Source organism: Agrobacterium sp. CFBP2214, assembly GCF_030209895.1.
Taxonomy (GTDB): domain Bacteria; phylum Pseudomonadota; class Alphaproteobacteria; order Rhizobiales; family Rhizobiaceae; genus Agrobacterium; species Agrobacterium radiobacter.
The window spans coordinates 794,915-817,766 of record NZ_JARVRC010000001.1; the positions used below are offsets into that span (position 1 = coordinate 794,915).

Annotated in this window: 27 protein-coding genes; 20 read left to right on the forward strand and 7 right to left on the reverse strand. The window is 60.4% G+C overall.

Going from position 1 to position 22,852, the window contains the following annotated elements; all coding sequences use genetic code 11:
- Positions 1-45 precede the first annotated feature (45 nt).
- Entirely contained in the window at positions 46-771 is a 726-nt protein-coding gene (locus tag QRN60_RS03920; RefSeq protein WP_129564551.1) for a polysaccharide deacetylase family protein, read from the forward strand.
- A gap of 112 nt (positions 772-883) precedes the next feature.
- A complete protein-coding gene (locus QRN60_RS03925) occupies positions 884-1,963 on the forward strand; it encodes a bifunctional transcriptional activator/DNA repair enzyme AdaA (protein WP_065694908.1) in 1,080 nt (359 codons plus the stop codon).
- Between the two features lie 28 nt (positions 1,964-1,991).
- On the opposite strand, the gene QRN60_RS03930 is transcribed toward QRN60_RS03925, so the two are convergent.
- Both QRN60_RS03930 and QRN60_RS03935 read right to left on the reverse strand, forming a co-directional pair.
- Positions 1,992-3,188, reverse strand: coding sequence for an AI-2E family transporter (locus tag QRN60_RS03930; protein ID WP_003509280.1), 1,197 nt, complete (start codon positions 3,186-3,188; stop codon positions 1,992-1,994).
- Between the two features lie 84 nt (positions 3,189-3,272).
- A complete protein-coding gene (locus QRN60_RS03935; RefSeq protein WP_031234474.1) occupies positions 3,273-4,133 on the reverse strand; it encodes a VOC family protein in 861 nt (286 codons plus the stop codon).
- A gap of 278 nt (positions 4,134-4,411) precedes the next feature.
- Here QRN60_RS03935 and QRN60_RS03940 point away from each other — a divergent pair, with 278 nt between their 5' ends.
- The 4 genes from QRN60_RS03940 (at position 4,412) to QRN60_RS03955 (ending at position 6,772) form a co-directional block, all read left to right on the forward strand.
- Positions 4,412-4,822: a universal stress protein gene (locus QRN60_RS03940; RefSeq protein WP_003509277.1), complete on the forward strand. Its 411-nt coding sequence runs from the start codon at positions 4,412-4,414 to the stop codon at positions 4,820-4,822.
- Positions 4,823-4,883: 61 nt separating this feature from the next.
- Positions 4,884-5,204 (forward strand): TraR/DksA family transcriptional regulator, encoded by a 321-nt coding sequence (locus QRN60_RS03945; protein WP_003509276.1) that lies wholly within the window; start codon positions 4,884-4,886, stop codon positions 5,202-5,204.
- 283 nt (positions 5,205-5,487) lie between these two features.
- Positions 5,488-6,156, forward strand: coding sequence for a PAQR family membrane homeostasis protein TrhA (gene trhA / locus QRN60_RS03950; RefSeq protein WP_129564550.1), 669 nt, complete (start codon positions 5,488-5,490; stop codon positions 6,154-6,156).
- Positions 6,157-6,274: 118 nt separating this feature from the next.
- Positions 6,275-6,772: a GNAT family N-acetyltransferase gene (locus tag QRN60_RS03955; RefSeq protein ID WP_003509274.1), complete on the forward strand. Its 498-nt coding sequence runs from the start codon at positions 6,275-6,277 to the stop codon at positions 6,770-6,772.
- A gap of 19 nt (positions 6,773-6,791) precedes the next feature.
- Here QRN60_RS03955 and QRN60_RS03960 read toward each other — a convergent pair whose 3' ends face one another.
- Together QRN60_RS03960 and msrB are read right to left on the reverse strand one after the other, a co-directional pair.
- A complete protein-coding gene (locus tag QRN60_RS03960) occupies positions 6,792-7,418 on the reverse strand; it encodes a LysE family translocator (RefSeq protein WP_129564549.1) in 627 nt (208 codons plus the stop codon).
- Between the two features lie 117 nt (positions 7,419-7,535).
- Positions 7,536-7,943, reverse strand: coding sequence for a peptide-methionine (R)-S-oxide reductase MsrB (gene msrB, locus QRN60_RS03965; protein WP_003509266.1), 408 nt, complete (start codon positions 7,941-7,943; stop codon positions 7,536-7,538).
- Positions 7,944-8,146: 203 nt separating this feature from the next.
- On the opposite strand from msrB, the gene QRN60_RS03970 reads away from it, so the two are divergent.
- The 10 genes from QRN60_RS03970 (at position 8,147) to QRN60_RS04015 (ending at position 16,549) form a co-directional block, all read left to right on the forward strand.
- Entirely contained in the window at positions 8,147-10,516 is a 2,370-nt protein-coding gene (locus QRN60_RS03970) for a putative monovalent cation/H+ antiporter subunit A (protein ID WP_129564548.1), read from the forward strand.
- Positions 10,513-10,932 (forward strand): Na(+)/H(+) antiporter subunit B, encoded by a 420-nt coding sequence (locus QRN60_RS03975; RefSeq protein ID WP_003509264.1) that lies wholly within the window; start codon positions 10,513-10,515, stop codon positions 10,930-10,932. Before QRN60_RS03970 ends, QRN60_RS03975 begins: the two co-directional genes overlap by 4 nt.
- Positions 10,932-11,309 carry a Na+/H+ antiporter subunit C gene (locus QRN60_RS03980; RefSeq protein WP_003509263.1) on the forward strand — a complete coding sequence of 126 codons (378 nt, stop codon included), beginning with the start codon at positions 10,932-10,934 and terminating at the stop codon, positions 11,307-11,309. The genes QRN60_RS03975 and QRN60_RS03980 overlap by 1 nt, the downstream gene beginning before the upstream one ends.
- 19 nt (positions 11,310-11,328) lie before the next feature.
- Complete coding sequence (locus QRN60_RS03985) at positions 11,329-12,906, forward strand: Na+/H+ antiporter subunit D (protein ID WP_129564547.1); 1,578 nt, start codon at positions 11,329-11,331, stop codon at positions 12,904-12,906.
- Positions 12,903-13,382: a Na+/H+ antiporter subunit E gene (locus QRN60_RS03990; RefSeq protein ID WP_020812977.1), complete on the forward strand. Its 480-nt coding sequence runs from the start codon at positions 12,903-12,905 to the stop codon at positions 13,380-13,382. Before QRN60_RS03985 ends, QRN60_RS03990 begins: the two co-directional genes overlap by 4 nt.
- Complete coding sequence (locus tag QRN60_RS03995; protein WP_087743588.1) at positions 13,379-13,765, forward strand: cation:proton antiporter; 387 nt, start codon at positions 13,379-13,381, stop codon at positions 13,763-13,765. Before QRN60_RS03990 ends, QRN60_RS03995 begins: the two co-directional genes overlap by 4 nt.
- Positions 13,762-14,094 (forward strand): monovalent cation/H(+) antiporter subunit G, encoded by a 333-nt coding sequence (gene mnhG / locus QRN60_RS04000; protein WP_020812975.1) that lies wholly within the window; start codon positions 13,762-13,764, stop codon positions 14,092-14,094. The genes QRN60_RS03995 and mnhG overlap by 4 nt, the downstream gene beginning before the upstream one ends.
- Before the next feature lie 433 nt (positions 14,095-14,527).
- Complete coding sequence (gene ros, locus QRN60_RS04005) at positions 14,528-14,956, forward strand: MucR family transcriptional regulator Ros (RefSeq protein ID WP_003509257.1); 429 nt, start codon at positions 14,528-14,530, stop codon at positions 14,954-14,956.
- Between the two features lie 335 nt (positions 14,957-15,291).
- Positions 15,292-15,714 carry a helix-turn-helix domain-containing protein gene (locus QRN60_RS04010; protein WP_087743591.1) on the forward strand — a complete coding sequence of 141 codons (423 nt, stop codon included), beginning with the start codon at positions 15,292-15,294 and terminating at the stop codon, positions 15,712-15,714.
- Entirely contained in the window at positions 15,707-16,549 is an 843-nt protein-coding gene (locus tag QRN60_RS04015; protein WP_129564546.1) for a DUF6456 domain-containing protein, read from the forward strand. The genes QRN60_RS04010 and QRN60_RS04015 overlap by 8 nt, the downstream gene beginning before the upstream one ends.
- 4 nt (positions 16,550-16,553) lie before the next feature.
- On the opposite strand, the gene QRN60_RS04020 is transcribed toward QRN60_RS04015, so the two are convergent.
- Positions 16,554-16,970 (reverse strand): SufE family protein, encoded by a 417-nt coding sequence (locus QRN60_RS04020; protein WP_003509253.1) that lies wholly within the window; start codon positions 16,968-16,970, stop codon positions 16,554-16,556.
- Between the two features lie 198 nt (positions 16,971-17,168).
- A complete protein-coding gene (locus QRN60_RS04025; RefSeq protein WP_003509252.1) occupies positions 17,169-17,594 on the reverse strand; it encodes a DUF5330 domain-containing protein in 426 nt (141 codons plus the stop codon).
- A gap of 488 nt (positions 17,595-18,082) precedes the next feature.
- On the opposite strand from QRN60_RS04025, the gene QRN60_RS04030 reads away from it, so the two are divergent.
- The 3 genes from QRN60_RS04030 (at position 18,083) to QRN60_RS04040 (ending at position 21,083) form a co-directional block, all read left to right on the forward strand.
- Positions 18,083-19,615, forward strand: coding sequence for a sensor histidine kinase (locus QRN60_RS04030; RefSeq protein ID WP_003509250.1), 1,533 nt, complete (start codon positions 18,083-18,085; stop codon positions 19,613-19,615).
- Positions 19,587-20,495: a peptidoglycan-binding domain-containing protein gene (locus QRN60_RS04035; protein ID WP_031233927.1), complete on the forward strand. Its 909-nt coding sequence runs from the start codon at positions 19,587-19,589 to the stop codon at positions 20,493-20,495. Before QRN60_RS04030 ends, QRN60_RS04035 begins: the two co-directional genes overlap by 29 nt.
- Before the next feature lie 234 nt (positions 20,496-20,729).
- Entirely contained in the window at positions 20,730-21,083 is a 354-nt protein-coding gene (locus QRN60_RS04040; protein WP_003509247.1) for a DUF1491 family protein, read from the forward strand.
- Between the two features lie 75 nt (positions 21,084-21,158).
- On the opposite strand, the gene QRN60_RS04045 is transcribed toward QRN60_RS04040, so the two are convergent.
- Positions 21,159-22,094 (reverse strand): DUF2336 domain-containing protein, encoded by a 936-nt coding sequence (locus QRN60_RS04045; protein ID WP_031233926.1) that lies wholly within the window; start codon positions 22,092-22,094, stop codon positions 21,159-21,161.
- 561 nt (positions 22,095-22,655) lie between these two features.
- Here QRN60_RS04045 and QRN60_RS04050 point away from each other — a divergent pair.
- Positions 22,656-22,844 (forward strand): hypothetical protein, encoded by a 189-nt coding sequence (locus QRN60_RS04050; protein WP_003509245.1) that lies wholly within the window; start codon positions 22,656-22,658, stop codon positions 22,842-22,844.
- Positions 22,845-22,852 lie beyond the last annotated feature (8 nt).

Below are 22,852 nucleotides of genomic sequence, written 5' to 3' on the forward strand. Positions count from 1 at the left end.
CGCTTTGCAGGCGGATTGCCACCTCTTCACACTCCGGAATATAAAATGCTGCGTCGCCTCTTCATTGCCGCCCTGTTTCTCTCCGCCTCTTCAGCCGCTTTTGCGGGAACCGGCCTTGTCGAGCCGTCGCTGAAAATGACGCCGCAGCATGACGGCAGGGTGCGGGTGGCGATGACGCTGGATGCCTGCATGGGCAAGACCGATCACCGCATCCTCGATACGCTGGTGCGCGAGCGCATTCCCGCGACGATCTTCGTCACCGCCCGCTGGCTGAAACATAACAGCGAGGCGCTGGCCACGCTCATGGCGCATCCGGATCTGTTCGAGATCGAAAATCACGGCGAAAACCATGTGCCGGCGGTGGACAAGCCCGTTTCCATCTACGGCATTGCCGCCGCCGGTTCGCAAGCCGCGGTCGAGCAGGAAGTGGAGGGTGGCCGTCAGGCGATCGTCGCCGCTACCGGCATCCAGCCGCAATGGTTCCGGGGGGCGACGGCCAAATACACAGGCTCGTCCATGGCCACCATCAACCGGCTTGGCATGCGGGTGGCGGGTTATTCCGTGAATGGCGATGGCGGCTCGCTGCTGGGTGCGGCCACGACGGCGAAACACATCGCTTCCGCCAAGGACGGCGATGTCATCATCTCCCATATCAACCAGCCCACCCATGAAGCGGGTGAGGGCGTGGTGAAAGGCCTTCTGGCGCTGAAGGCGCGCGGCGTGATTTTCACAAGGCTGGACGACCCGTCCTTCGCGCCGCCGGGGAATTGAAGGGGAAGCTCCTTCCTCATTCCTGTGACGAGCACAGGAAAGAGGGAGATGAGCCACATCCACGCCCGTTTTTCGGCGGCATGCCGCTTAAATTTGCGCTAGCATCCTCCCCATGATGCTGTTCAAACGCCCCGACACCGAAACCCTGTATTCAGCCCTTGTGAACAAGGACCCCGCCTATGAGGGCGTGGCCTATGTCTGCGTGACCTCGACGAAGATCTTCTGTCGTTTCACCTGCACGGCGCGCAAACCGAAGATCGAGAACTGCCGGTTCCGCGAGACCATCGCCGAATGCCTGGAGGCGGGTTTCCGCCCCTGCAAACGCTGCAAGCCGATGTTGTCCTACGGCACCGCCGATGAGACCGTCACCTCGCTGCTGACGGCGCTGGAAAACGAACCGGCGCGGCGCTGGCGCGAGGAGGATGTGGTGGCGCTCGGCCATGATCCTTCCACCGTGCGCCGCACTTTCAAGCGCCGTTTCGGCATGAGCTTCCTGGAAATCGCGAGATTGCGCCGGCTGGGCGATGCGGCGGAGAGCATTGCTTCCGGCGAAGCGGTGATCGGTGCGCAGATCGATGCCGGTTACGATTCCGGCAGCGGTTTCCGCGCCGCCATCAACCAGTTCTTCGGCGCTTCACCCATGGCCATGAAGGGCAAGGGCTTCCTGAAGGGCGACTGGATCGATACGCCGATCGGCCCGATGCTCGTCGTCGCCGACGATCATGCCCTGCATCTCCTCGAATTTGCCGACCGGCCGGCGCTTCCCGCCGAGCTGAAGCGGCTGAAGACGCGCACCGGCGCGGATATGGTGCTGGGCCGTACGGCGGTGACCGGCCAGATTGAAGCGGAACTCAAGGCTTATTTCGCCGGGCATTCTGCCGCCTTCGAGACAAGGCTTGCTGGCCACGGCACGCCCTTCGAGCGCGATGTCTGGCGCAGCCTGCGGGAAATTCCGGCGGGGGAGATCGTCAGCTATTCCTCGCTTGCAACCACCATGGAAAGGCCGTCTGCCGTGCGCGCGGTGGCCCGCGCCAATGGCGCCAACCAGATCGCAATCGTCGTCCCGTGCCATCGGGTGCTGGGCGCGGATGGCAGCCTGACCGGTTATGGCGGCGGGCTGTGGCGCAAGAAGTGGCTGATCGAGCACGAGCGCCGCATGGCAACCCGCGAAGGTATGCCGCTCGCTTCCTGAGCGGCCCTGATGCGCCTTTCGGAAAAGGCTAGGCAGGCAAGTTTGGCACAACCCGGCGCGAGGGGAATAGCTCCCGCGTCACCGTCATCGCGATCAGCGACAGCGGCAGGGCGAGCATGGCGCCGGCCGCCCCCCACATCCACGTCCAGAAGATGATCATCACGAAGACGAGGAAGGGGTTGATCTCCATGTTGCGGCCAACGACCGCCGGAAAGGCGAGGTTTTCCATCAGCAGGTGAATGGTGAAGAAGATCGCCGCCGGCAGAAGCGCCAGGACGATGTTGTCATGGGTGATGATGCCTGCCACCGTCAGCGAAATCGTCATGGCGGTGATGCCGAGAAACGGCACGAAGCTGGAGAGGAAGGCAAACAGCCCCCAGAGCAGCGGCATGGCCAGCCCGCCAAAATAGGCGATGACCACCATCGTCACCCCAAGCCCGGCATAGATCAGCGCCGCCGTGGCGAAATAGGTGCCGAGCACCTCTTCCACCGAGCCGATGATGCGGATGGTGCGAAGCCGCTGGTGGCGGGCCGGAAAGGCCATGATGATCGCCTTGCGCAGCCGCAGCCGGCTATAGAGAAACATCAGCAGCGCAGCGAGGAAGATCAGGCCCTGAATGACCGCGGGGGTGATGTTGGAGCCGAGCACGGAGATGATCTCGCCGCTGCGCGAAATCAGCGATTCCATCGACATTGACCCCATGCTGAAACTGGCCGCCGAAATATTCAGCCATCGCAGGCTTTGCAGATAGGGCAGGAAACGATCGATGCTGCGTTCAATCAGCGCCGGGCCTTCGGAAGCGAGGAGCGAGAGCGGCTCGGTCAGCGAATTGATGACGAAAAACATCACCGCCGCCACGAGGCTCGACAGGATAAGCGCAACGCCGAAACCGGGAATGCCGTAGGAGCCGAGTTTTTCAGCGGCGATGCCGAGGATCATGCCGACTACGATGGCCATCACCACCGGAATGAGGATGAGCGACAATTCGTGGATGACCGCCATCAGCATGATGAGGAAGATGCCGATCACCGACCAGGCGACGACCACATCCAGCGCTTCGCGGCCAAGCGGCTGCTGGCTGCGCGCATCGTCACGGCGTGGGGCGGAAGCCGGTACTTCCAGCGGGTCCGCTCTTGTTGCCGGAATGGTTCCGGCGGTGGCGCCGGCGTTTGCCCCGGTGCTGACCAAGCTGCCGGTCTTCTCCGGCCTGGCATTTTCATTCATCGAACTGTCCCCCAATAAGGTGACAAACGTTCGAAAAATGTGGCGGTTCCGGGGCGGCAGAAATTTCTGCCGCCCCTTTTTGCTTTAGGCGGAAAGCTTTAGCCCAATTCCCCAGGGATCTCTGAGGACGATGCCGTCGCTTTGCCTTTCGGTGGCGATTTCCAGCCGGTCGAGTGCGGCAACAGCCGTGTCGAGCGCGGCCTGTTCGTTGAATTTCAGCGAATAGCCGGAAAGGCCGGTCATATTGTCCTTGCGGGCCGCAGCGCCGCGGCTGTTCCAGATATTGGCGGCCACATGGTGGTGATAGGCCCCGGAGCCGAAGAAACTCGCACCCGGATACCGCGCCATGATCTTCAGCCCCAGCACACCCTGATAAAACTCATCCGCCTGCGGAATATTGCCGACCTGCAGATGGATATGGCCGATGGCGGTTCCCTCCGCCGCACCGGTGAATGCGGTCTTCGGCGCGCTGTCATAAAGCGCCTGAAGGTTGAGGCCGAGCGTGGCCATCTCAACCGTGCCATCAGGCTGGTAGGTCCATTCATCCGGCGAACGGTCGCGATAGACCTCGATGCCGTTGCCTTCCGGGTCGGCGAGATAGATCGCCTCGCTCACCAGATGGTCGGATGCGCCCTGAAACTGGATATTGTTATGGGCGGCATGCGCCAGCCAATGGGCCAGGTCGTTCCGGCTCGGCATCAGGAAGGCCGTGTGGAACAGGCCTGCCGCATTGCGCGGCGCGCGTTCCGCCGTGCTGGAGGTGGAAAGTGTCAGAAGCGGCTGGCCGCCGATACCAAGCACTTCGCCGCTCGGGTTCTTTTCAAGAACGGAAAGACCGATGATCTTCTGGTAGAAATCCGAAACGCGCGGCAGATCGTGAACGACGAGATGCGCCTGGCCGACATAGGCCGGCCGCGTCAGGGCGAATTGTTTGATTTCACTCATCATGATCTCCATATTGAATCCGAAGCGCCCCGGGGCGGATCGGTCGCCGAAACTATCGGCCGACGCCGCTTTGCGGCGTTTGTCGAAGGCGAATATGGGCTGGTTTCGTCGTTCAGCAAAGATCACCGTCTGGCGATTGACTGTCCACTATTCGTTGACAATGCCCCGTTCGGGCCCGGCTCCGGCTTTGACTTCGATCAAGGTGAAGGCTGCGCGGGCGGGGAAATATAAGTCTAGCCCGACACGCCAAACGGCGGATCAAGCCAAAGGAGACAGCCATGTACAAGAAGATCATCGTACCGGTAGACCTCAGCGCCACCGACAAGGGGGAAAAGATTCTCGAAAAGGCCAAGGCGCTGCTGGATCCGGACGGCGAGATCGTTCTCATCAACGTTGTCGAGGAACTGCCGGGCTATATGGCGATCGATCTGCCTGTCGACCTGATCGAAAACGCCATCAAGGACGCCAAGACCAAGCTTTCGGACCTCAAGACCAGGGCCGGTTTCAAGGGCAGCCAGGAAATCAGAAGCGGCGCACCCGCGCGCGAGATCATCGCCGCCGCCGAGGAACATAAGGCTGACCTCATCATCATCGCATCGCACACGCCTGATTTCAGCAATTATTTCATCGGCGCCACCGCCGACCGCGTCGTGCGCCACGCCAAATGCTCGGTGCTGGTGGATCGATAAAAGCTTGACGTTTTTGGGTTGCGGGCGGGTTTTCCGCCCGCACCGGCTGGAGGAAAATACCATGAATGTCGAAACTTACGAGAAAATCCTGCGTGACCGCCAGCGCGAGCTTTATCGCCGCCTGCACAAGATCGAGGCTGATTTCGAAGAGCCTCGCAATCCCGATGACGAGGATCGCGCCAGCGAACGCAGCAATGACGAGGTGCTGGACGAGCTGGGGCAGGTGGGGCAGGACGAGCTGCGCGCCATCGACGCCGCACTCGACCGCATCGCGAGCGGCACCTTCGGCACCTGCGTCAAATGCGGCAAGAAGATTTCGGAGGATCGGCTGAAGGCGGTGCCCTATACGCCGTTTTGTCAGGAATGCGCTGCGGCGTTGTGAAATATTTTTGTGGTGACATGTTGCGTCCGCCCTTTCTCACCCTCATCCCTGTGCTTGTCACAGGGATCCAGCCAGACCAAGTCCTTGGGCTGAGAAGAGTCCTTTCGCCGCGAAGACGCGCGTCGGCTGGATTCCTGTGAAAGCACAGGAATGAGGGAAACGGCGGACCTCTCTTTTCGCGACAGTCTCGAACGCAATTTGATTGCCGTTAACCGGCCGCTGTCTTGTTCCTGTCTAATATTGGCTCCATGCTTTGATGAAAGCACGCAGACGGGAATGGACCATGAGCGAGATGTGGCGGTTCGGGCGCCAGTATGATTTTCACGAGATTGTCGCCGATGGCATCGTCCATGGGGTCGGCATCGTGTTTGCGCTTATCGGCGCGACGGCGCTGATTTTTTACGCGATGGCGTGGGGCAGCCTCAGCGCGGTCGCCGCCGCGTGGATTTACGGTCTCGGCCTTGTCGCCTGTCTTTCCGTCTCCTTCACCTATAATATCTGGCCGCACTCCAGGGTGAAATGGTTCCTGCGCCGGCTGGATCATTCGGCGATCTTCATCCTCATCGCCGCCACCTATACGCCCTTTCTGATGCGCGGTATCGACGATCCGCTGATTGCCGTCATGCTGGGGTTGATCTGGCTTGCGGCACTCTGCGGCATCCTGCTCAAATGCCTGTTTCCCGGCCGTTACGACCGGGTCGCCATCGGCCTATATCTCGCCATGGGCTGGAGCGGCATCATGGTGGTCGAGCCCCTGTCGACACATCTTTCGCCGGTCACGCTCTGGCTCATCGTTGCCGGCGGCGTCATCTATTCGCTCGGCGTCATCTTCCATGTCTGGGAAAAGTTGCGGTTCCAGAATGCCATCTGGCATGGTTTCGTGGTTTCCGCCGCCGCGGTTCACTATTTCGCCGTGGTCACCTCGTTCAGCCTCGTTCCGCTGGCATCCTGAAGCCCACGTTTTCGACAGGCGAGCGAGGCGCTGGACATTGCGCCACCTCATCGCTTAAGGGTCGTGGGGATCGCGTCAGGCAGTGACGCTTTCGGGAACGACGAGGGCGAAAGATAAAATGACGGTGGAACTGCGCGATGCGACCGTGGACGATCTCTCCGGCATCATGGAGATTTATAACGACGCGGTGCTGAATACGACGGCGATCTGGAATGACGTGCTGGTCGATCTGGAAAACCGCAAGGAATGGTTCGCCGCCCGCAAGTCACGCGGCTTTCCCGTCATCGTCGCCATCCTCGACGGCAAGGTCGCAGGCTACGCTTCCTACGGTGACTGGCGCGCTTTCGACGGTTATCGCCATACCCGCGAACATTCGGTCTATGTGCAAAAGGATGCGCGCGGCCACGGCATCGGCAAAAAGCTGATGCAGGCGTTGATCGATCATGCCGCGGGCAACGACGTGCATGTGCTGATCGCCGCCATCGAGGCGGAAAACATCGCCTCCATCCGCCTGCATGAAAGCCTTGGTTTCAGGGTCGTCGGCCGGTTTTCGGAAGTCGGCATCAAGTTCGGTCGCTGGCTGGACCTGACCTGCATGGAGCTGAAATTAGGCTAGCAGGCTAGGCGGTTTCCCTTCAGGCCGGACGCCGGGCGAAGGCGAGCATGACACCAAAGGCCATCATCATGGAACCGCTGATCTGGTTGACGCGCTTCAAGGCGCGCGCATTGCGCATGAGACCGGACAGTCGTGAACCGACAAAGGCATAAACGGCAATCGCCACCACCTCGAGCAGCAGGAAAATCACGCAAAGCGTGGCGAAACTCTGCCAATAGGCGTCCTGCTGGATGAATTGCGGGAAAAAGGCCGTGAAGATCAAAATAGCCTTGGGGTTGCCGGAGGCGACGAAAAACTCCTGCCGCAGATAGGTTTTGAGAACATTGCCGTTGCCCGAGGATACGTCAGGGGCGGTAACCTCAGCCTTTGAGCGGATGAGTTTGAAGCCGATCCACAGCAGATAGACAACACCGATCCATTTGATCAGCGAGAACATCATCTCGGAGGCCATCAAAAGTGCGCCGAGGCCCAGTGCTGCAATCGCGATCATGCCCGCGAAAGCGACCAGCCTGCCGCTTGCCGCCATTACCGCCGTCGCTATGCCGTAGCGCGCACCCACTGTCATTGACAGCAGATTATTCGGCCCGAAAGCCATGTTCAGGGCAAAACAGGCGGGAATGAAAATGAGGATGGTTTCGAGTGTCATGGCGGTGATCCGGAAGGAATGAGACGGCGATGATCTCACTCTCCGGTCCGGCTGTCGAGACAGCCTTTTCAGGGTGAAAGGCCGGCAAGGGCAGCCGGCCTTTCACCCTGAGCTTTATCAGACCGGCTCGAACACCATCGAATGGCCATTGATGCAATAACGCAGGCCGGTGGGCGGCGGGCCGTCCGGGAAGACGTGGCCGAGGTGGCCGCCACAATTGGCGCAGCGGATTTCGGTGCGCACCATGCCGTGGCTCGCGTCGCGATGTTCCGTCACGGCGCCCGGCTTCACCGGCTCGAAATAGCTCGGCCAGCCGCAGCCGGCATCGAATTTCGTGTCGGAGAGGAACAGCGGCTCGTCACAGGCCGCACAGCGGTAGAGGCCTTTCTGGAATGTATCCCAATAGGGACCGGTGAAGGCGCGCTCGGTGCCGTGTTCGCGCAGGATGCGATATTGCTCCGGCGTCAGCTGCTCACGCCACTCGGCATCGGTCTTGGTCAATTTGGGGGATGTCAGATCGCTCATGGAATGATCCTTTCTGTTCCCGCCTCAAATAATCATCACTGAGGCGGATTGAAAGGGGATGGGCGTCATAACGCGTTCGTTATGGGCCGGGCGTACCGATTTGGGTTGAGATGCCGGTGTCTATGCCTTAACTGAAAAGCCGATTTGAAAGAAGAACGCCATTCAGTGGCGCGCAGGGATGGGGGACATCCCGGGAGATGTGAATGACATCAGATGTCACGCCGCTGACATTCCTGTCGCTGTTTCTGCCGTTTCTGGCAGCGCTTGCCGCGCCGGCCCTGGTGAAAAGGTTCGGTCACAATGCGGCATGGGTTCTGGCGATCGCGCCGGCTCTCGCCTTCGTGCATTTTGCGCTGATGCTGCCCGAGATCGCGGCAGGCGGCGTGGTGACCGGCGGTTATGCCTGGGTGCCGAGCTTCAATCTCAGCTTCTCCTGGTTCATCGACGGCCTGTCGCTCACCTTTGCGCTGCTCATCACCGGCATCGGGCTGCTGATCGTGCTTTATGCGGGCGGTTATATGAAAGGCCATCCGCAGCAGGGCCGTTTCCTGTCCTTCCTGCTTCTGTTCATGGGAGCGATGCTCGGCGTCGTCGTTTCCGACAGCCTGCTGATGTTGTTCGTCTTCTGGGAACTCACCTCGATCACCTCCTTCCTGCTGATCGGCTTCGACCATGAGCGCGCAGCCTCGCGACGCGCCGCGCTGCAGGCGCTGGTGGTGACGGGCGGTGGCGGCCTTCTGCTGCTCGCCGGGCTAATTTTCATCTGGGATATAAGCGGCATCACGCAACTGTCGATGTTGGTGCGCGGCGGCGATATATTGCGTGACAGCCCGTTTTATCTGGCCGCGCTGCTTCTGGTTCTCGGCGGCGCCTTTACCAAATCGGCGCAGTTTCCCTTCCATTTCTGGCTGCCCAACGCCATGGAAGCGCCAACGCCAGTCTCCGCCTATCTGCATTCGGCAACCATGGTGAAGGCCGGCGTCTATCTGCTGATGCGGCTCAATCCGGTGCTCGGTGATACCGCCGCCTGGCAGATCCTGCTGCCCTTCTTCGGCGGGCTGACCATGCTCACCGGCGCGTTGCTCGCCGTGCGCCAGACCGATCTCAAGCTGATGCTTGCCTATACGACGGTGTCGTCGCTCGGCCTGCTGGTCATGCTGACGGGTTTTGGCTCTGACCATGCCATAGAGGCGGCCGTGCTTTATCTGGTGGCGCATTCGCTGTTCAAGGGCGCGCTCTTCATGGTCGCCGGCATCATCGACCATGAGACCGGCACCCGCGACATAACGAAGCTCGGCGGCTTGCGAAAAGCCATGCCCATCACCTTTGTGGCAGCGCTGGCGGCTGCGATTTCCATGGCCGGCCTGCCGCCCTTTTTCGGTTTTCTCGCCAAGGAAGAGATTTATTATGCGCTGGCGCATGGCAATCCGCGCGCCGTGCTGTTCACCGGCATCGCCATCCTCGGCAACGGGCTGATGTTCGCCGTCGCCTTTGCCGTGGGGCTGAAACCCTTCCTCGGCAAGCCGGTGAAAACGCCGAAACACGCGCATGAAGGTCCGCTGCTGCTCTGGCTCGGTCCGGCGCTGCTGGCTCTGAAGGGGCTGACGATCGCTCTCTTTTCCGGCATTGCGCATTTCTACATTTCGACACCCATGGCGAGCGCCATCGCCGGCGAGGTGCGCCCGGTGGAAATCTCGCTCATTCCCCATATGGGCGTGCCGCTCGGCCTGTCGCTGCTCACCATCGCGCTCGGTATCGTCCTCTATACGCAGCTTTCCGCTGTCCGCAGCCTGATGGCCCGCACCTTCACGGCGCTGGGGGCCGGACCTGACAGGGGCTTTGACGTCTTCATCGAAATGCTGGTGAAAGTCTCGTTCCACATCACTCGGCTCATCCAGCCCGGCCGGCTGGAGTTCTACGTCACCGCCACCTTCGCCGTCATCGCCGCCGTGCTGCTGGTGCCGCTGTTCCTCTATGGCGAATTGCCGTCCATGCCGTCATGGCCGCGTGACATGCCGGTCCATGAGCTGACCTTCATCGCCATCGCCGTGGCGGGCCTTGTCGCTGTCCTGACGGCGTCGAGCCGGCTGACTGCGATCATCGCGCTCGGCATTCAGGGCTTTGCGGTGGCGGTCATCTTCCTGCTGTTCGGCGCGCCTGACCTGTCATTCACGCAATTCATGGTCGAGACGCTGTCGGTGGTCATCCTGACGCTGGTGATGACGCGGCTTCGCCTGTCACCGTCAGACCATCGCGGCCTTGGCCAGAAGCTTCTCGACAGCACCATCGCCATTGCCTGCGGAACCGGCTTTGCCCTGTTCCTGATGCGCGCGACGCAGGCGAGCTTCGACAACCGCCTGACGGACTTCTACAACACCTATTCCAAGGTCATCGCCCACGGCGCCAATGTGGTTAACGTCATCATCGTTGACTTCCGCGGCACGGATACGCTCGGCGAAATCGCTGTCGTGATGATAACGGGTCTTGCCATTCTCGCGCTGATCCGCATCCGTCCGGCCGCCGCGGTCAAGGGACCGGCCAAAACCGCGAAGAAGAAAGGAGCGCGGGCATGAACACGCTCATTCTGCGCACCGTCACTCCTGTCGTCACCAGCCTCATGGTGCTGTTTTCCATCTTCGTGCTGCTGCGCGGCCATAACGAGCCGGGCGGCGGTTTCATCGGCGGATTGATCGCGGTCTCGGCGCTGGCGATCTACGGCATCGCTTATGGCGTCACGGCAGTCAGGCGCGCCATCATGTTTCATCCCCTGTCGATTGCCGGGGCGGGGCTGCTGCTATCCATGCTTTCCGGCCTCGTCTCGATGGCCGCCGGCGTGCCGTTCATGACCGGGCTCTGGGTCTATCCGAGCCTGTTCGGTGTCGAAATGCCGCTCTCCACCGTCATGTCCTTCGATATCGGTGTCTATCTCGTGGTGGTCGGCGCCATCACCTCCATTGCGCTGGCGCTGGAAGAAAGGGAAAGCGACTGATGGAAGCGGTCTTCTCGATTCTCGTCGGCATCTTCTTTTCGGTGGCGATCTATCTCATGCTGTCGCGCCACAGCATCCGCATGCTGCTCGGCATCGCCATTCTCGGCAATGCGGTGAACCTCCTGCTGTTCACCGCCGGCCGGCTGACGCGCGAGGTGCCGCCGATCATTCCGCCCGGCATGGACACGCTGCCCGCAGGGGCGGCCAATCCTTTGCCGCAGGCGCTCATTCTCACGGCAATCGTCATTTCCTTTTCCTTCTTCTGTTTCCTTCTGGTGCTGACCTGGCGTGCGTTTCAGGAACTGCAGACCGACGACACGGACGAGATGCGCACCGCAGAACCCGCAGGCGAGCCCTTGCCGCCGCTCGGTTATTGAGCGACGAGGCTGAGACAACATGGCATCCACCACCACAACAGCAGTCACTGATCTCTCGGCAGCGCTCGTCACGACGCCTGTGCCTCTTGCCGACTGGCTGATCATTCTCCCCATCGCGCTCTGCATCGGCGCAGGCGCGGTGCTGATGATGATGCGCCACGCCATCCGCCATCACGCGACCGTTGCCATCGCGGCGCTGTTCCTGCTGGTCCTGCTGGATGCAGCACTTTTGTGGAAGGTCGCCACTGAAGGCCCGTTCACCATGGTGATGGGCCGCTGGCTGCCGCCCTTCGGCATCGCCTTTACCGCCGACCTGACGGGGGCGCTGCTGTCGCTTGCGGCCGCCATCGTCGCACTTGCGGGCGCCATCCATGCCGGTGCGGATATCGACGCCAGCGGCAGGCGATACGGTTTTTATCCTTTCCTGCTGCTGTTGATGGCCGGCGTCACCGGCGCGTTCCTGACCGGCGACATCTTCAATCTCTATGTCTGGTTCGAAGTGCTGCTGATCTCGTCCTTCGGCTTGATCGTGCTCGGTTCGACGCGCGAGCAGATCGACGGCGCGCTGAAATACGCCATTCTGAACCTCATCGGCACGACGCTGTTTTTGATCACGGTCGGATATCTCTACGCCATCTTCGGCACGCTCAACATGGCCGATATCGCGCAGAAGGCGACGGCTCTGCGGGAGACCGCGCCGCTGATGACGCTTGCGAGCCTCTTTACACTCGCCTTCGCCATGAAGGCCGCGGCCTTCCCGGTGAACTTCTGGCTGCCGGCCTCCTATCACACGCCGCGCATCGTCGTTTCCGCGCTTTTCGGCGGATTGCTCACCAAGGTCGGCATCTATTCACTGCTGCGCGTCATGGTCATGCTGTTCCCGGTCGAGCGGGAAGAACTCAGCATCGTCATCGCCATCTCCGCGGCGCTCACCATGGTGCTTGGGGCCATGGGCGCGCTCGCCCAGAACGATATCCGCCGCATGCTCGGTTACATCGTCATATCAGGCATCGGCTACATGATGGCCGGTATCGCCATCGGCACCCCATCCGGTGTCACAGGCGCCATTTTCTACGCGCTGCATTCCATGGTGCTGATGACGGCGCTTTATCTCGCCGCCGGCCATGCCGCCCGCCTCGGCGGCAGCTTCAGCCTCACCTCACTCAGGGGGCTTTACCGGCAGGCTCCGTGGTTTTCGGCGCTGGCGCTCGCCCTGTTTTTCGCCGGTTCCGGCCTGCCGCCCTTTTTCGGCTTCTGGCCGAAGGCGGTGCTGGTCAAGTCGGCGATCGATATCGGCGCCTGGTGGCTCGCCGGCGCCATCCTCGCCTCCGGCTTCATCGCCACGATCGCCTTCGGGCGGATCTTCCTTTTGTGTTTCTGGCGTCCCGCTGCGGCATCCCCCGGTCAGCCTTCCTTCCCGCAGGCGTCGCCGTCGGCGGCTCCGTCTTTCGCGCCGCTGGTGGGGCTGACCTTGCTCGTGGTGTTCTTCGGCCTGTTTCCGGAAAGCCTGCTCAATCTCAGCCAGCAGGCGGCCGCAGGCCTCGGCAACCCGCAGGCCTATATCCAGTCGGTCTTTTCCGAAGGAGGCAAACCATGAGCCTCTATCTCGTGCAACTGCTGTTCGTTGCCGTATGGCTCGCCGTGACGGGCAGCGTCACCCTGGCGAACATCATCTTCGCCCTGATCGTTTCGACACTGGCGCTCGGCCTCATCCGCCACCAGCTTCCGGGCGGGCGTAACCACTGGCTGCGGCTTACCCGCGTCTTGTCGCTGGTGCTGCTGTTCTTCAAGGAGCTGGCGCTCTCGGCCTGGAAGGTCGCCGTGCTGGTGACGCGGCCCAAGCTCGACGTGCAGCCCGGCATTTTCGCCTATCCGCTGACGGTGACGACGGACTTCGAGATCACACTGCTCGCCAACCTCATCACGCTCACCCCCGGCACGCTCTCCGTCGATGTTTCCGCGGACAGGAAAACGCTTTACGTGCACGCGATCGACTGCAGCGATATCGAAGCCACGAAAAACGACATCAGAAATGGCTTCGAAAGAAAGATCATGGAGGCGTTTCAGATATGACGCCAGAACAGACAGTTTCATTTGCAACTATACTTGCATCGGTTGTTCTGTCGGCCGCCTTTTTGCTGACAGTATATCGCGTCGTCGTCGGCCCCACCTTGCCGGACCGCATCGTCGCGCTCGACATGCTGGTGGGCATCGCCATCGGCTTTATCGCTGTTATCGCCATCCGCACCGGCTTCAATCTTTACGTCGATATCGCCATTGCGCTTGGTCTGGTCGGGTTTCTGGCAACGGTGGCCTTTGCCCGCTTCGTCCTGTCGCGCGGCCCGGACGGCCGACGCAGGCCGACGGCGGTTCTCGATGGTGAGAGGGCATCTGAAGCCATTGAAAAAACGTTGGAAACAGGTGCCGACGGCAAAAAAGGAAAGGGCAGGCGATGATGGCTTGGATCGTGGCTATTCTCGTTGCGGCGCTGACGATCTCAGGCGCCATTTTCTCGCTGATCGCGGCAATCGGGCTCAATAGACTGCCAGATGTCTATACACGCATGCATGCAGCTTCCAAGGCGGGAACGGTGGGCTCCGGCCTGCTGCTTCTCGCGGTCGGCATTCATTCCATGGAAATCCCGACGCTGGCGCGGGCGCTGGCCGGCTTTTTCTTTTTTGTCCTCACCGCGCCGGTCTCTGCACATCTTCTTGCCATGGCCGCTCACAAGGCAGGTTATCCGCTTGCCGTTAAATCGGTAGTTGATGACATCAAGAAAATTTGAAGTTGAAAATCCCCCTAATAAATGGGGGTCTTCATTTTCAATTACTACTAGGCATAGTATTTTATTACCCGTAATTTTTTGTATTCCAATTAGACTGTTTTGAACTGAAAAATTGACACTAGGAATTTGACTTTTGCTGTTTTGCTGTTATCCAAATTAAGTGTAAAGTTGCTAATCGCGATTTGCATCTAGCCTCTTCATAGTCGGCATAGGCATTTTATTAATGTCTAATCTATGGCCCGTCGGACCATTGCTGCCCATGTCGCGGGCCATAAGTTGAATCTCGGACCAATTCGTTTCCGGTTTTCGCTCGAAATCTAGGGGTAGGTTTCATGTTGGTTTCAACAAGGCGAAGGTGGGGCACCGGGTAACTTCACATCGCTCGATGCGGCGTTCGCCCGCTTCAGGGGATTAATAAACAGGAGATACTTAAATGACGGAAACTGCATACGGTAACGCCCAGGATCTGCTGGTCGAACTGACTGCGGATATTGTGGCTGCCTATGTTAGCAACCACGTCGTTCCGGTAACTGAGCTTCCCGGCCTTATTTCGGATGTTCACACGGCACTTAGCGGAACATCGGCACCGGCATCGGTGGCGGTCAATGTTGAAAAGCAGAAGCCAGCCGTCTCTGTCCGCAAGTCGGTTCAGGACGATCATATCGTCTGTTTGGAATGCGGCGGCTCGTTCAAGTCGCTCAAGCGGCATCTTACGACGCATCACAGCATGACGCCGGAAGAATATCGCGAAAAATGGGACCTGCCGGTCGATTATCCGATGGTTGCGCCCGCCTATGCCGAAGCCCGTTCGCGGCTCGCCAAGGAAATGGGTCTCGGCCAGCGCCGCAAGGCCAGCCGCTGATTGTAACGACGGGTCGGCGGGGCTTGTTCTTCCCTCGCCACTCAACCCGCTGCCGCACCTTCTCCCCACCCGGGAGAAGGCGGCAAGGCGAACTTGCCCGCTCCCTATGCTGCTCTGAAGCTTTTTCTACCTTCACATGAATGTTCAGCCGGTCCGCAGACCGGCTTTTTTATTGTCGCGTGCAATTTCCGTTGAGGAAAAAAATCCTTTATTGTGTTCGTCATTTCTGCAAATATATAGCCATATCAACCGCATATTCTTCCCCGCAAAATTTACGCTTCCCCATGGCTGTTCTCAGGTGTATGAATTAATTCCTATTCGTAGAGGAGTTGCATATGCCGTCGGATACTGTGTTTCTGTCTGCCGCCGCGCGGCCTTGCGTGCGGGTCGGTAATCGTCCTTTTCGTCACTGGCCGTCTGCGGCCGGGCGGGATGAGATTCCCCGTCTTTGCCGTCTGGTACGACAGCTCACCGGTGAGATGGTGCAATTGACGGGTGACCAAACGCTGGTGCGCCGCGACATCAGGCGCACGGAGTGCCATATTCGCCAGATCGCCATGTATGTGTGCCATGTACAGCTCGGCATTCCCATGTCTGATATCGGGCCCTGCTTCGGCCGGGACAGGACGACGGTGGGCCATGCCTGCCAGGTGGTCGAGGACCGGCGTGACGAACCGGCATTCGATGAGTTCGTCGCCACGCTCGAGCGGCTCACCGGCAGTATTTTCAACGTGATGAAAGGGGGCCGGGATGAATGAGGTGAAACGCGTCCCGGCTGCCTCTTCAAATCCTCACCTCCTGCGCTTGCTGCGTTGCATCGCTGCGGGCGCGGCCGAGATTTCGCTGGAGGGCGGCGATATTGTCGTGCACCGGGCGCGGGCAGGGCATCCCCCGCTGCGGTTTCCGGCGGCGACGGTGCAGCTTGCCGTTTCTTCCGGACTGGCGGAACAGCGGGAAAACACCCTTTTCGCCGCGCCGCCGCTCGCCTCTTATCTGAAACGCGCAATGGCAAAAGACCGCGATGAGGTTTTTCAGGAACAGCATCGGGATATGCAGACTGTTGTTGTGGATGTCGATGACGCGAAGCAACCGGCCCGTCGCAACCTCAACACCTCACCGCTGACCAGCCTTTCAAGGCTGAAGGAGCGGGATGGCGCGGTGTTTTTCCCGGCGGATGCTTTGGCGGCAGGCGAGCGCCTCGCCGCCGATTTTCATCGCGGTCACCTCAATCCGAAGGTGACGGCGACATGGGAGCCGAGAGTAGCCAGCCGCACCAAGGGGGAGGCGGGGGGCGCGCTCGATCTCACCGAGGCGGCAATGGCGGCAAGGGCGCGGTTTTCCCGCGCGGCGGATGCGATGGGGCCCGAACTGTCGGGCGTCGCCATCGATGTCTGCTGCTTCGAAAAGGGTCTGGAGACGGTGGAGCGGGAGAGGCAATGGCCGGCGCGCTCGGCAAAACTGCTGCTGCGCGCCGCACTGCTGGCGCTTGCCCGCCATTATGCGCCGCCAGCCGTTCGGGCCCGTGGCAACAATCACCATTGGGGCGATGCGGATTATCGCCCCTCGATGGCGCCAGGGATGACGGCGGGATGAGCGCTCAGGCGGCCAGCAGCCGTGCTTCCTCGCGGATGCGCTTGATCATCGAGCGCAGGCCGTTGGCGCGCTGCGACGACAGATGTTCCACCAGCCCGATCTTGTCGAACACCTCGATGGCGTCGAGATCGGCGATGTCGGAGGCTTTTTTGCCGGAATAGACGGCGAGCACGATGGCGACGAGGCCGCGCACGATATGCGCATCCGAATCGCCCTCGAAGGTCAGCAGAGGGTCTTCCGCGCCGTCGCTATGGCTGACGAGCCAGACCTGGCTGGCGCAGCCATGCACCTTGTTTTCGGCCGTGCGCTTGTCCTCCGGCAGGTCGGGCAGCGCTTTGCCGAGTTCGATGACATAACGATAGCGGTCCTCCCAGTCGTCGAGGAAAGCGAAATCGTCAAGGATCGTTTCGAGAGAGGCCATTTGCGCGCCGTATCATCCGTTATTGCAGGTCTTTGCTAGGATATATGCGAAGTGCGGCCGATTTTGAACCATGGGCCGCGAAAAAGCCCACGGAAAACAGGTTTCCGTGGGCAAGTTTGGCAGGCAGTCGGCGGACGGAAATCTCCATCCGCAAAAAAAGGCGCGGCGCGGTGCTTGCAAGATCAGGGGTTGGCAAGATCAGGGAGCAGGGCGCTTCTGCGGCAGGGGAATGACGGTGCCGGTCTTCAGCATGTCGGTATTGCCGGGAAATTCGACGCTGACGACAGGAGCGTCAGCCAGCTTTTCGATCTCTGCTGCGACTTCAGCGGCGGGAGCGGATTTTTCACCGGAGGCAAGCTGCTTGTCCAGCAGTTCATAGGCGACCTTCGCGCCTTCCTTTGCCCGTTCACCGAGCGCATGGAAGGTTTCGGCGCCCTTGACGCAGACATCGGGCTTTTCGATGCAGATGGCGCTGACATAACGATAGGCTTCACCGGCTGCCGAAACGGCGCTGGGAAGATCAAATGCCGAAGGTTCCTTGGTCGGATCGTTGCTGCTGCCGAAATAGGACAGCGCCACCAGCACCAGTGAAAACCAGAATGTTCCTTTGATCAGAAACCACATTGTCAGACTACCCTGCCAGATGATCTTTGTTTTCTAAAGCCCCGCCCGGTTCCGGGTCATCGGCCTTTGTCCCGTTTTTCGGGCTTGTGAAGAAGCTACACGCGACCGGCGAACAGCCGATTGCAAAAAGCGACGCAATTTAATTCAAATTGTATCTATTCTCCTCGTATCGGGACGCCCGCCATCAATTCATTCGCATTTTAACAGTCCATGTTAAGCATAATTGCGACAGAGGCCGCGCGTTCCGGGCGAAAGCTGTGGCCCGCCTTGCCACAAAAGTTAACATGATGGCAAAAATGAAGCGAAATCCGTCGCTTACCCGTCATTAACCATGATTGGCAAAGCTTGGAATAAATGCCCCGTAATGGGACTGCGACGCCTTTGACAGGCCTTTGACGCCATTCTTTTTATCCATTCCTTAAGCCGCCGCCTTCTATTGTCGGAGCCGTTAGAACCGCCTCAGGGATTCGGTGTTGGTATTGCGTAATATGAGAGAAAAAGCGGTCGCATTGGTCGACCATGCCGCAGGCAGATGGCTTGCGCGCATGGAAGAGGACGCCGAAAGGCGCGCCGGAACCGTTGCGCGCCTGCGCCGGCTGATTGCCTTCAGCACTGTTGGTCTTTTCGTGGTGCCCGCCCTCTTCAGCCTCGTCATCAGCCCCGCCATCGCGCTGCCCATCGGCGCCGCTCTGGTGCTGGCGCTGTTTCTGGCCGCCGCAGCGCTGCTGATCGCCTTTTCCCGTCCCGCGCGCGGCGCGTCCTCCTTTTCCGCCTCGTCTGGCGATAACGACCTGATCGCCGCTACGCAGGTGCCGGGCCTCGTGCTCATGATCGGTGATACCGGCTTCGTCGAACACGTCTCCGGCCGCGATCTCGCGACCTTCCCGGCCGATCTACAGGCCAGCCAGGGCCATGCCCTCGTTGAATATGTCTATGTCTCCGACCGTATCGAGCTGATGCAGGCCTTCGACCTGCTGCGGCAGGGCGAGGACAGGGCAACCGCCGAACTCCGCTTCGAGACCGGTGCAAAGTCGCGTCAGGCGCAGTTCATGCATGCGCGTATCGAGATGACGGCGATCCGCAGCGCCAGCGGCCGGCTGCGCCGCATCGTCGCCCAGCTTTCCGATGTTACCGAGATGGAACGCCTGCGCCGTGACGTCGCCCGCAAGGCGGCGGAGGCGGAATCGGCCAATGACGCCAAGTCGCGTTTCCTTGCCGCCGTCAGCCACGAGCTGCGCACGCCGCTCAATGCCGTCCTCGGTTTTTCCGATATTCTCGCCGGCGAATATTTCGGCCGGCTGGAGAACGATCGCCAGCGGGAATATGTCGGCCTCATCCGCCAGTCCGGCGCCCATCTCCTGTCGGTCGTCAACACGATGCTTGACATGAGCAAGCTGGAAGCCGGCCGTTACGAGCTGATGATGGAAAGCTTCCCGATTGCCGAGACCATCTCGTCCTGCGAAGCCATGCTCGGCCTGCAGGCGAAGGAAAAAGGCCTGACTTTGACCAGCCGCATCCAGCGCGGCATTGGCGAAATCTCGGCCGATCAGCGCGCCATCCGGCAGGTTCTCATCAATCTCGCCGGCAACGCCATAAAATTCACCGATGCGGGTGGTGTGGTGTCGATCGACGCCGCGCGTGAGGGCGCGATGCTGAAGCTGACGGTGAGCGATACCGGCATCGGCATCGCTTCCGACAAGATTGAACTCCTGGGCCAGCCCTTCATGCAGGTTCAGAATGAATATACCCGTCGCTATGAGGGCACGGGTCTGGGATTGTCCCTGGTCAAGGGGCTTGTGGCACTGCATGGCGGCACTTTCGCCATTACCAGCAAGCCCGGCGAGGGAACGGTCGTAACGATCACTTTGCCTGCCGACGGTTCCGGCATGGCGGGTGAGGGCGAAGGTACCGAAGCCGAAAGCATGGTGGAATTTCCGCCGCGCATCCGGCAGCTCGGTGACATGGCCGCAATGATGAAAAAGGATGGTGATGATGGCCCCGCGAAAGCGAAAATCGCCTAAGAAAACAACGGCCCAGATTGGCGCCGGGATTGTTTCCTTGGTGGTTTCGGCCATCGGGCGCGAAATCCTGCGCCATCCGAAAATGGTCGGCAGCTGCGGCGCCTTCGCGGTCGTTTTCGGTTTTGTCGCCGCCAATGCGCTCTGGTATCAGCCGGGCGTGCACCCGTCGCCCTTCCTGCGCACGCGCGATGCGGAAAACCCGAACGGCATTGCCGGTTATCGCCCGGCCGAGCCGCTCGGCACGCACGGCAACGTCACCACCTTTCGCATAGAACGACCGGCAGAGACGGAAACGGCGCAACAGCCAGCGGCCGAAACGCCGGCGCAACCCGCCGCCGAAAGCCAGAAGCCGCAGCAGATCGTTGCCGATATTCAGGCCGAACTGAAGAAACGTGGGCTTTACGAAGGCGAGGCGGACGGCCGCATGGGTCCACGCACCGCCGCCGCCATCATGTTCTTCGAAGAAACGCTCGGCATGGAGCAGACCGGCGAGCCGACGACCCGCGTGCTGGCGGCACTCCGGATCGATGGCGCAACGGTTGCCGCGATCCCCAGGGATCGGCCTGCCGATAGCACCGGCGGCGTCGAGATCGACCCCGTCGCCGCCGCCATCCGCAAGGCGGAAGCGCCGCGCCCGAAGGCCGAACCGGCCTCCCTCAACAGTTCGGCCAATGCCGCCAAGCCGGCAAACCGCGAGCTGATCGCCAGGATCCAGCAGGGGCTGATCAATATCGCCTATGCCGATGTGAAGGTGGACGGCGTTGCCGGCCAGCAGACCCGCAATGCCATCCGCGCGTTTGAGAAACATTACCGCCTGCCGGAAACCGGCGAGCCGAGCGAGGTTGTGCTGAAGAAGCTGAAGTCGATCGGGGCGCTTTGAGGTTTTGACAGCAGCCGAGGGTGCGTGGGGCTTTACCCCCCTCTGCCCTGCCGGGCATCTCCCCCACAAGGAGGGAGATCGTCTGCGGAAAGCGTTCGCCCATCTCAAGGTTTGAGAATGAAGCAGTAAAAGGGCCTCTTGCCGATCTCCCCCCTTGTGGGGGAGATGCCCGGCAGGGCAGAGGGGGGTAAAGCCCCACGCACCTCAAGCAGCGCAAAAAATCGAAAGCACCCCATGCGCCTCAAATCCGAAATGTTCGTCTCAGCCCTTATCCGCCGCGTCTTCGCCGCCGGCGGATTTGCCGCCGTCGAAAAGAAGGGGGCGGAGGAGGCGGGGGCGATCTTTGTTCGCCAGCGTCTGCGCGATGGCCGTGAAAACCTCTATGGGCCCGCGCCGCAAAGTTTCGCCGATGATGAGGAAATCCGTGCCGAGCGCCGTTTCGAAACGCGTCTTGCGGGTGCGGATGGCGAGGAAAGTGCCGCTCTTCTGGAAAGGGAACGGCGTTTCGACAGCGACCTTTGGGTGGTGGAGATCGAAACCGACGAGATCGGAACTCTGCTGACGCTGGTGGATCAGCCCAAGGCCTAGAGGCAGGAAAAGCAGACCCCGTTTTTCCGTCCGCGAAGGGCCTCGCGTCGCAAAAGACGCAAGGCCAGGCCTTGCTTACCCTTGCGTGCCAGTTCTCTGCACAGCCGGTGCGCTGCGGCTCGGCCGCTCGCGGCCATGCGTATAGCTGTCGGCACGCCGCCAGCTTTCCAGCCGCTCTTCGCATTCCACGATGTCGAGGCGGTCGAGCAGGGCTTCGGCGCGGCTCATGTCGCCTTCGGCGGCGGCAAGATGCGGATAGAAGCATTGCAGCACGAAGGCCGCCTCGGAAAATTCCATGCCAAGACCGGTGAGCGTCGTCGCCAGCTGCGCGCCTGATATATCGAGCATGATGCGCTCCGACAGCCAGTAGCTGGAGGACAGCGAATCCGCCAGCGCCACCGCGAATTGCCGGGCGTTGCGCTCGCGGGCGAAACGCACCAGCAGCGCCTCCTGCACTTCGCTCAGGCGGCGAAGACCGAGGACGTCGCTTTCCGGGCGGTTGAGGTGATGCGCCATCTGCTTGATCCGCTGGCGCATTTCTTCTTCGAGTGCGGAAGCGGCGGCGATGTTGTCAGTCTTTTCTTCCGCTTTCGGTTCTTCGGGGCTTGCCGCCACCTGCGGTTCGGCGGCAGTCGTTTCCTCTTCCGGCCGTTTCAGATCTTCCGCGTGGCGCAGACCCACAAGCGCGTCGATGACGGTGGGGGAGAGATCCTCGCGCCGGACGATGGCGCGCGCATGCGCCGCGCCTTGCGTGCGGGCGATGGTGATCAGCGTGTCGTCATCGAGGCATTTCGAGGAGATGAGAAAGGGCGCTGCAAGCGAAATCGGCTGGCAGGCGATGAAGAAGGCGACGGCTGACGGCACGCTCGGATGCTGCGAGAGTGCGGCGATCGCCTCCCGCTTGGCTTCATCGGTGGAGGCGTTGAAAAGCGGCATGAAAAGTTCGGCGAACTGCCGAAGGTCCGTTTTTGACGGATGCGAAACAGTCTCGAAATTCGTCACGGTGGCCATCAGCACCACATCTTTCTTCCTCACGGCTCTTGGCCTCTCAAGTTCTCGAAACCGGTCGGTCAACGCACTACCCAACAAACGCAAACACAATATCGGTTCAAATTAGAGCAAATGCGTTGACGTCCTGTTAACTATGGGGGGTAGCAAGAGGGAATCTGCCTCTATCAACAAGGAAATTTTAAAACCTTCACAACGGACGAAATGCCGTGGAACTTTACCGCATGGCCTTTGTTTTCAAGGGGTGTGGCGCCGGGAGGAATAAGTGACGGCCCGGCAATTAGGGTTAACGGATCATTAACCTCTGTCTGTTTGTAATTTCATGGGCAGTATTAGGATTCCATGTTATTCTTATCGACGGAATAAATGCAAAAATGGCATGCGAAGCCTGAATCTGCGCACGATCCCCTTATAAGAATCTTTTTGGATTTTTGGATCGTGCGAAAACCAGTCTGTGGGCTGGCCTATGCGCAATGTGATGGTGATGAAATTCCCGACGCAAGATGAGGCTTGCGCGGTTCCCATGGGCAACATTGACAATCATGTCCCGAAGAGGAGATGAGCATGGCAGAGATTATTCCAATCAGCGACGCCCGACGAAGCCTGCGTCCCGCCGGCGTTGTCGGAAAGCTGATCGGCCCGGCGAAGGTCGTGCTGTTTACCGGCGTGCGTTATGAAAAACGTGATACCGAGCCGACCGGCAAAGTCGCGCGCAAGGGCAAATCCGCAGTGGAAACCGCCCTCAAATCCTGATTGCCGAT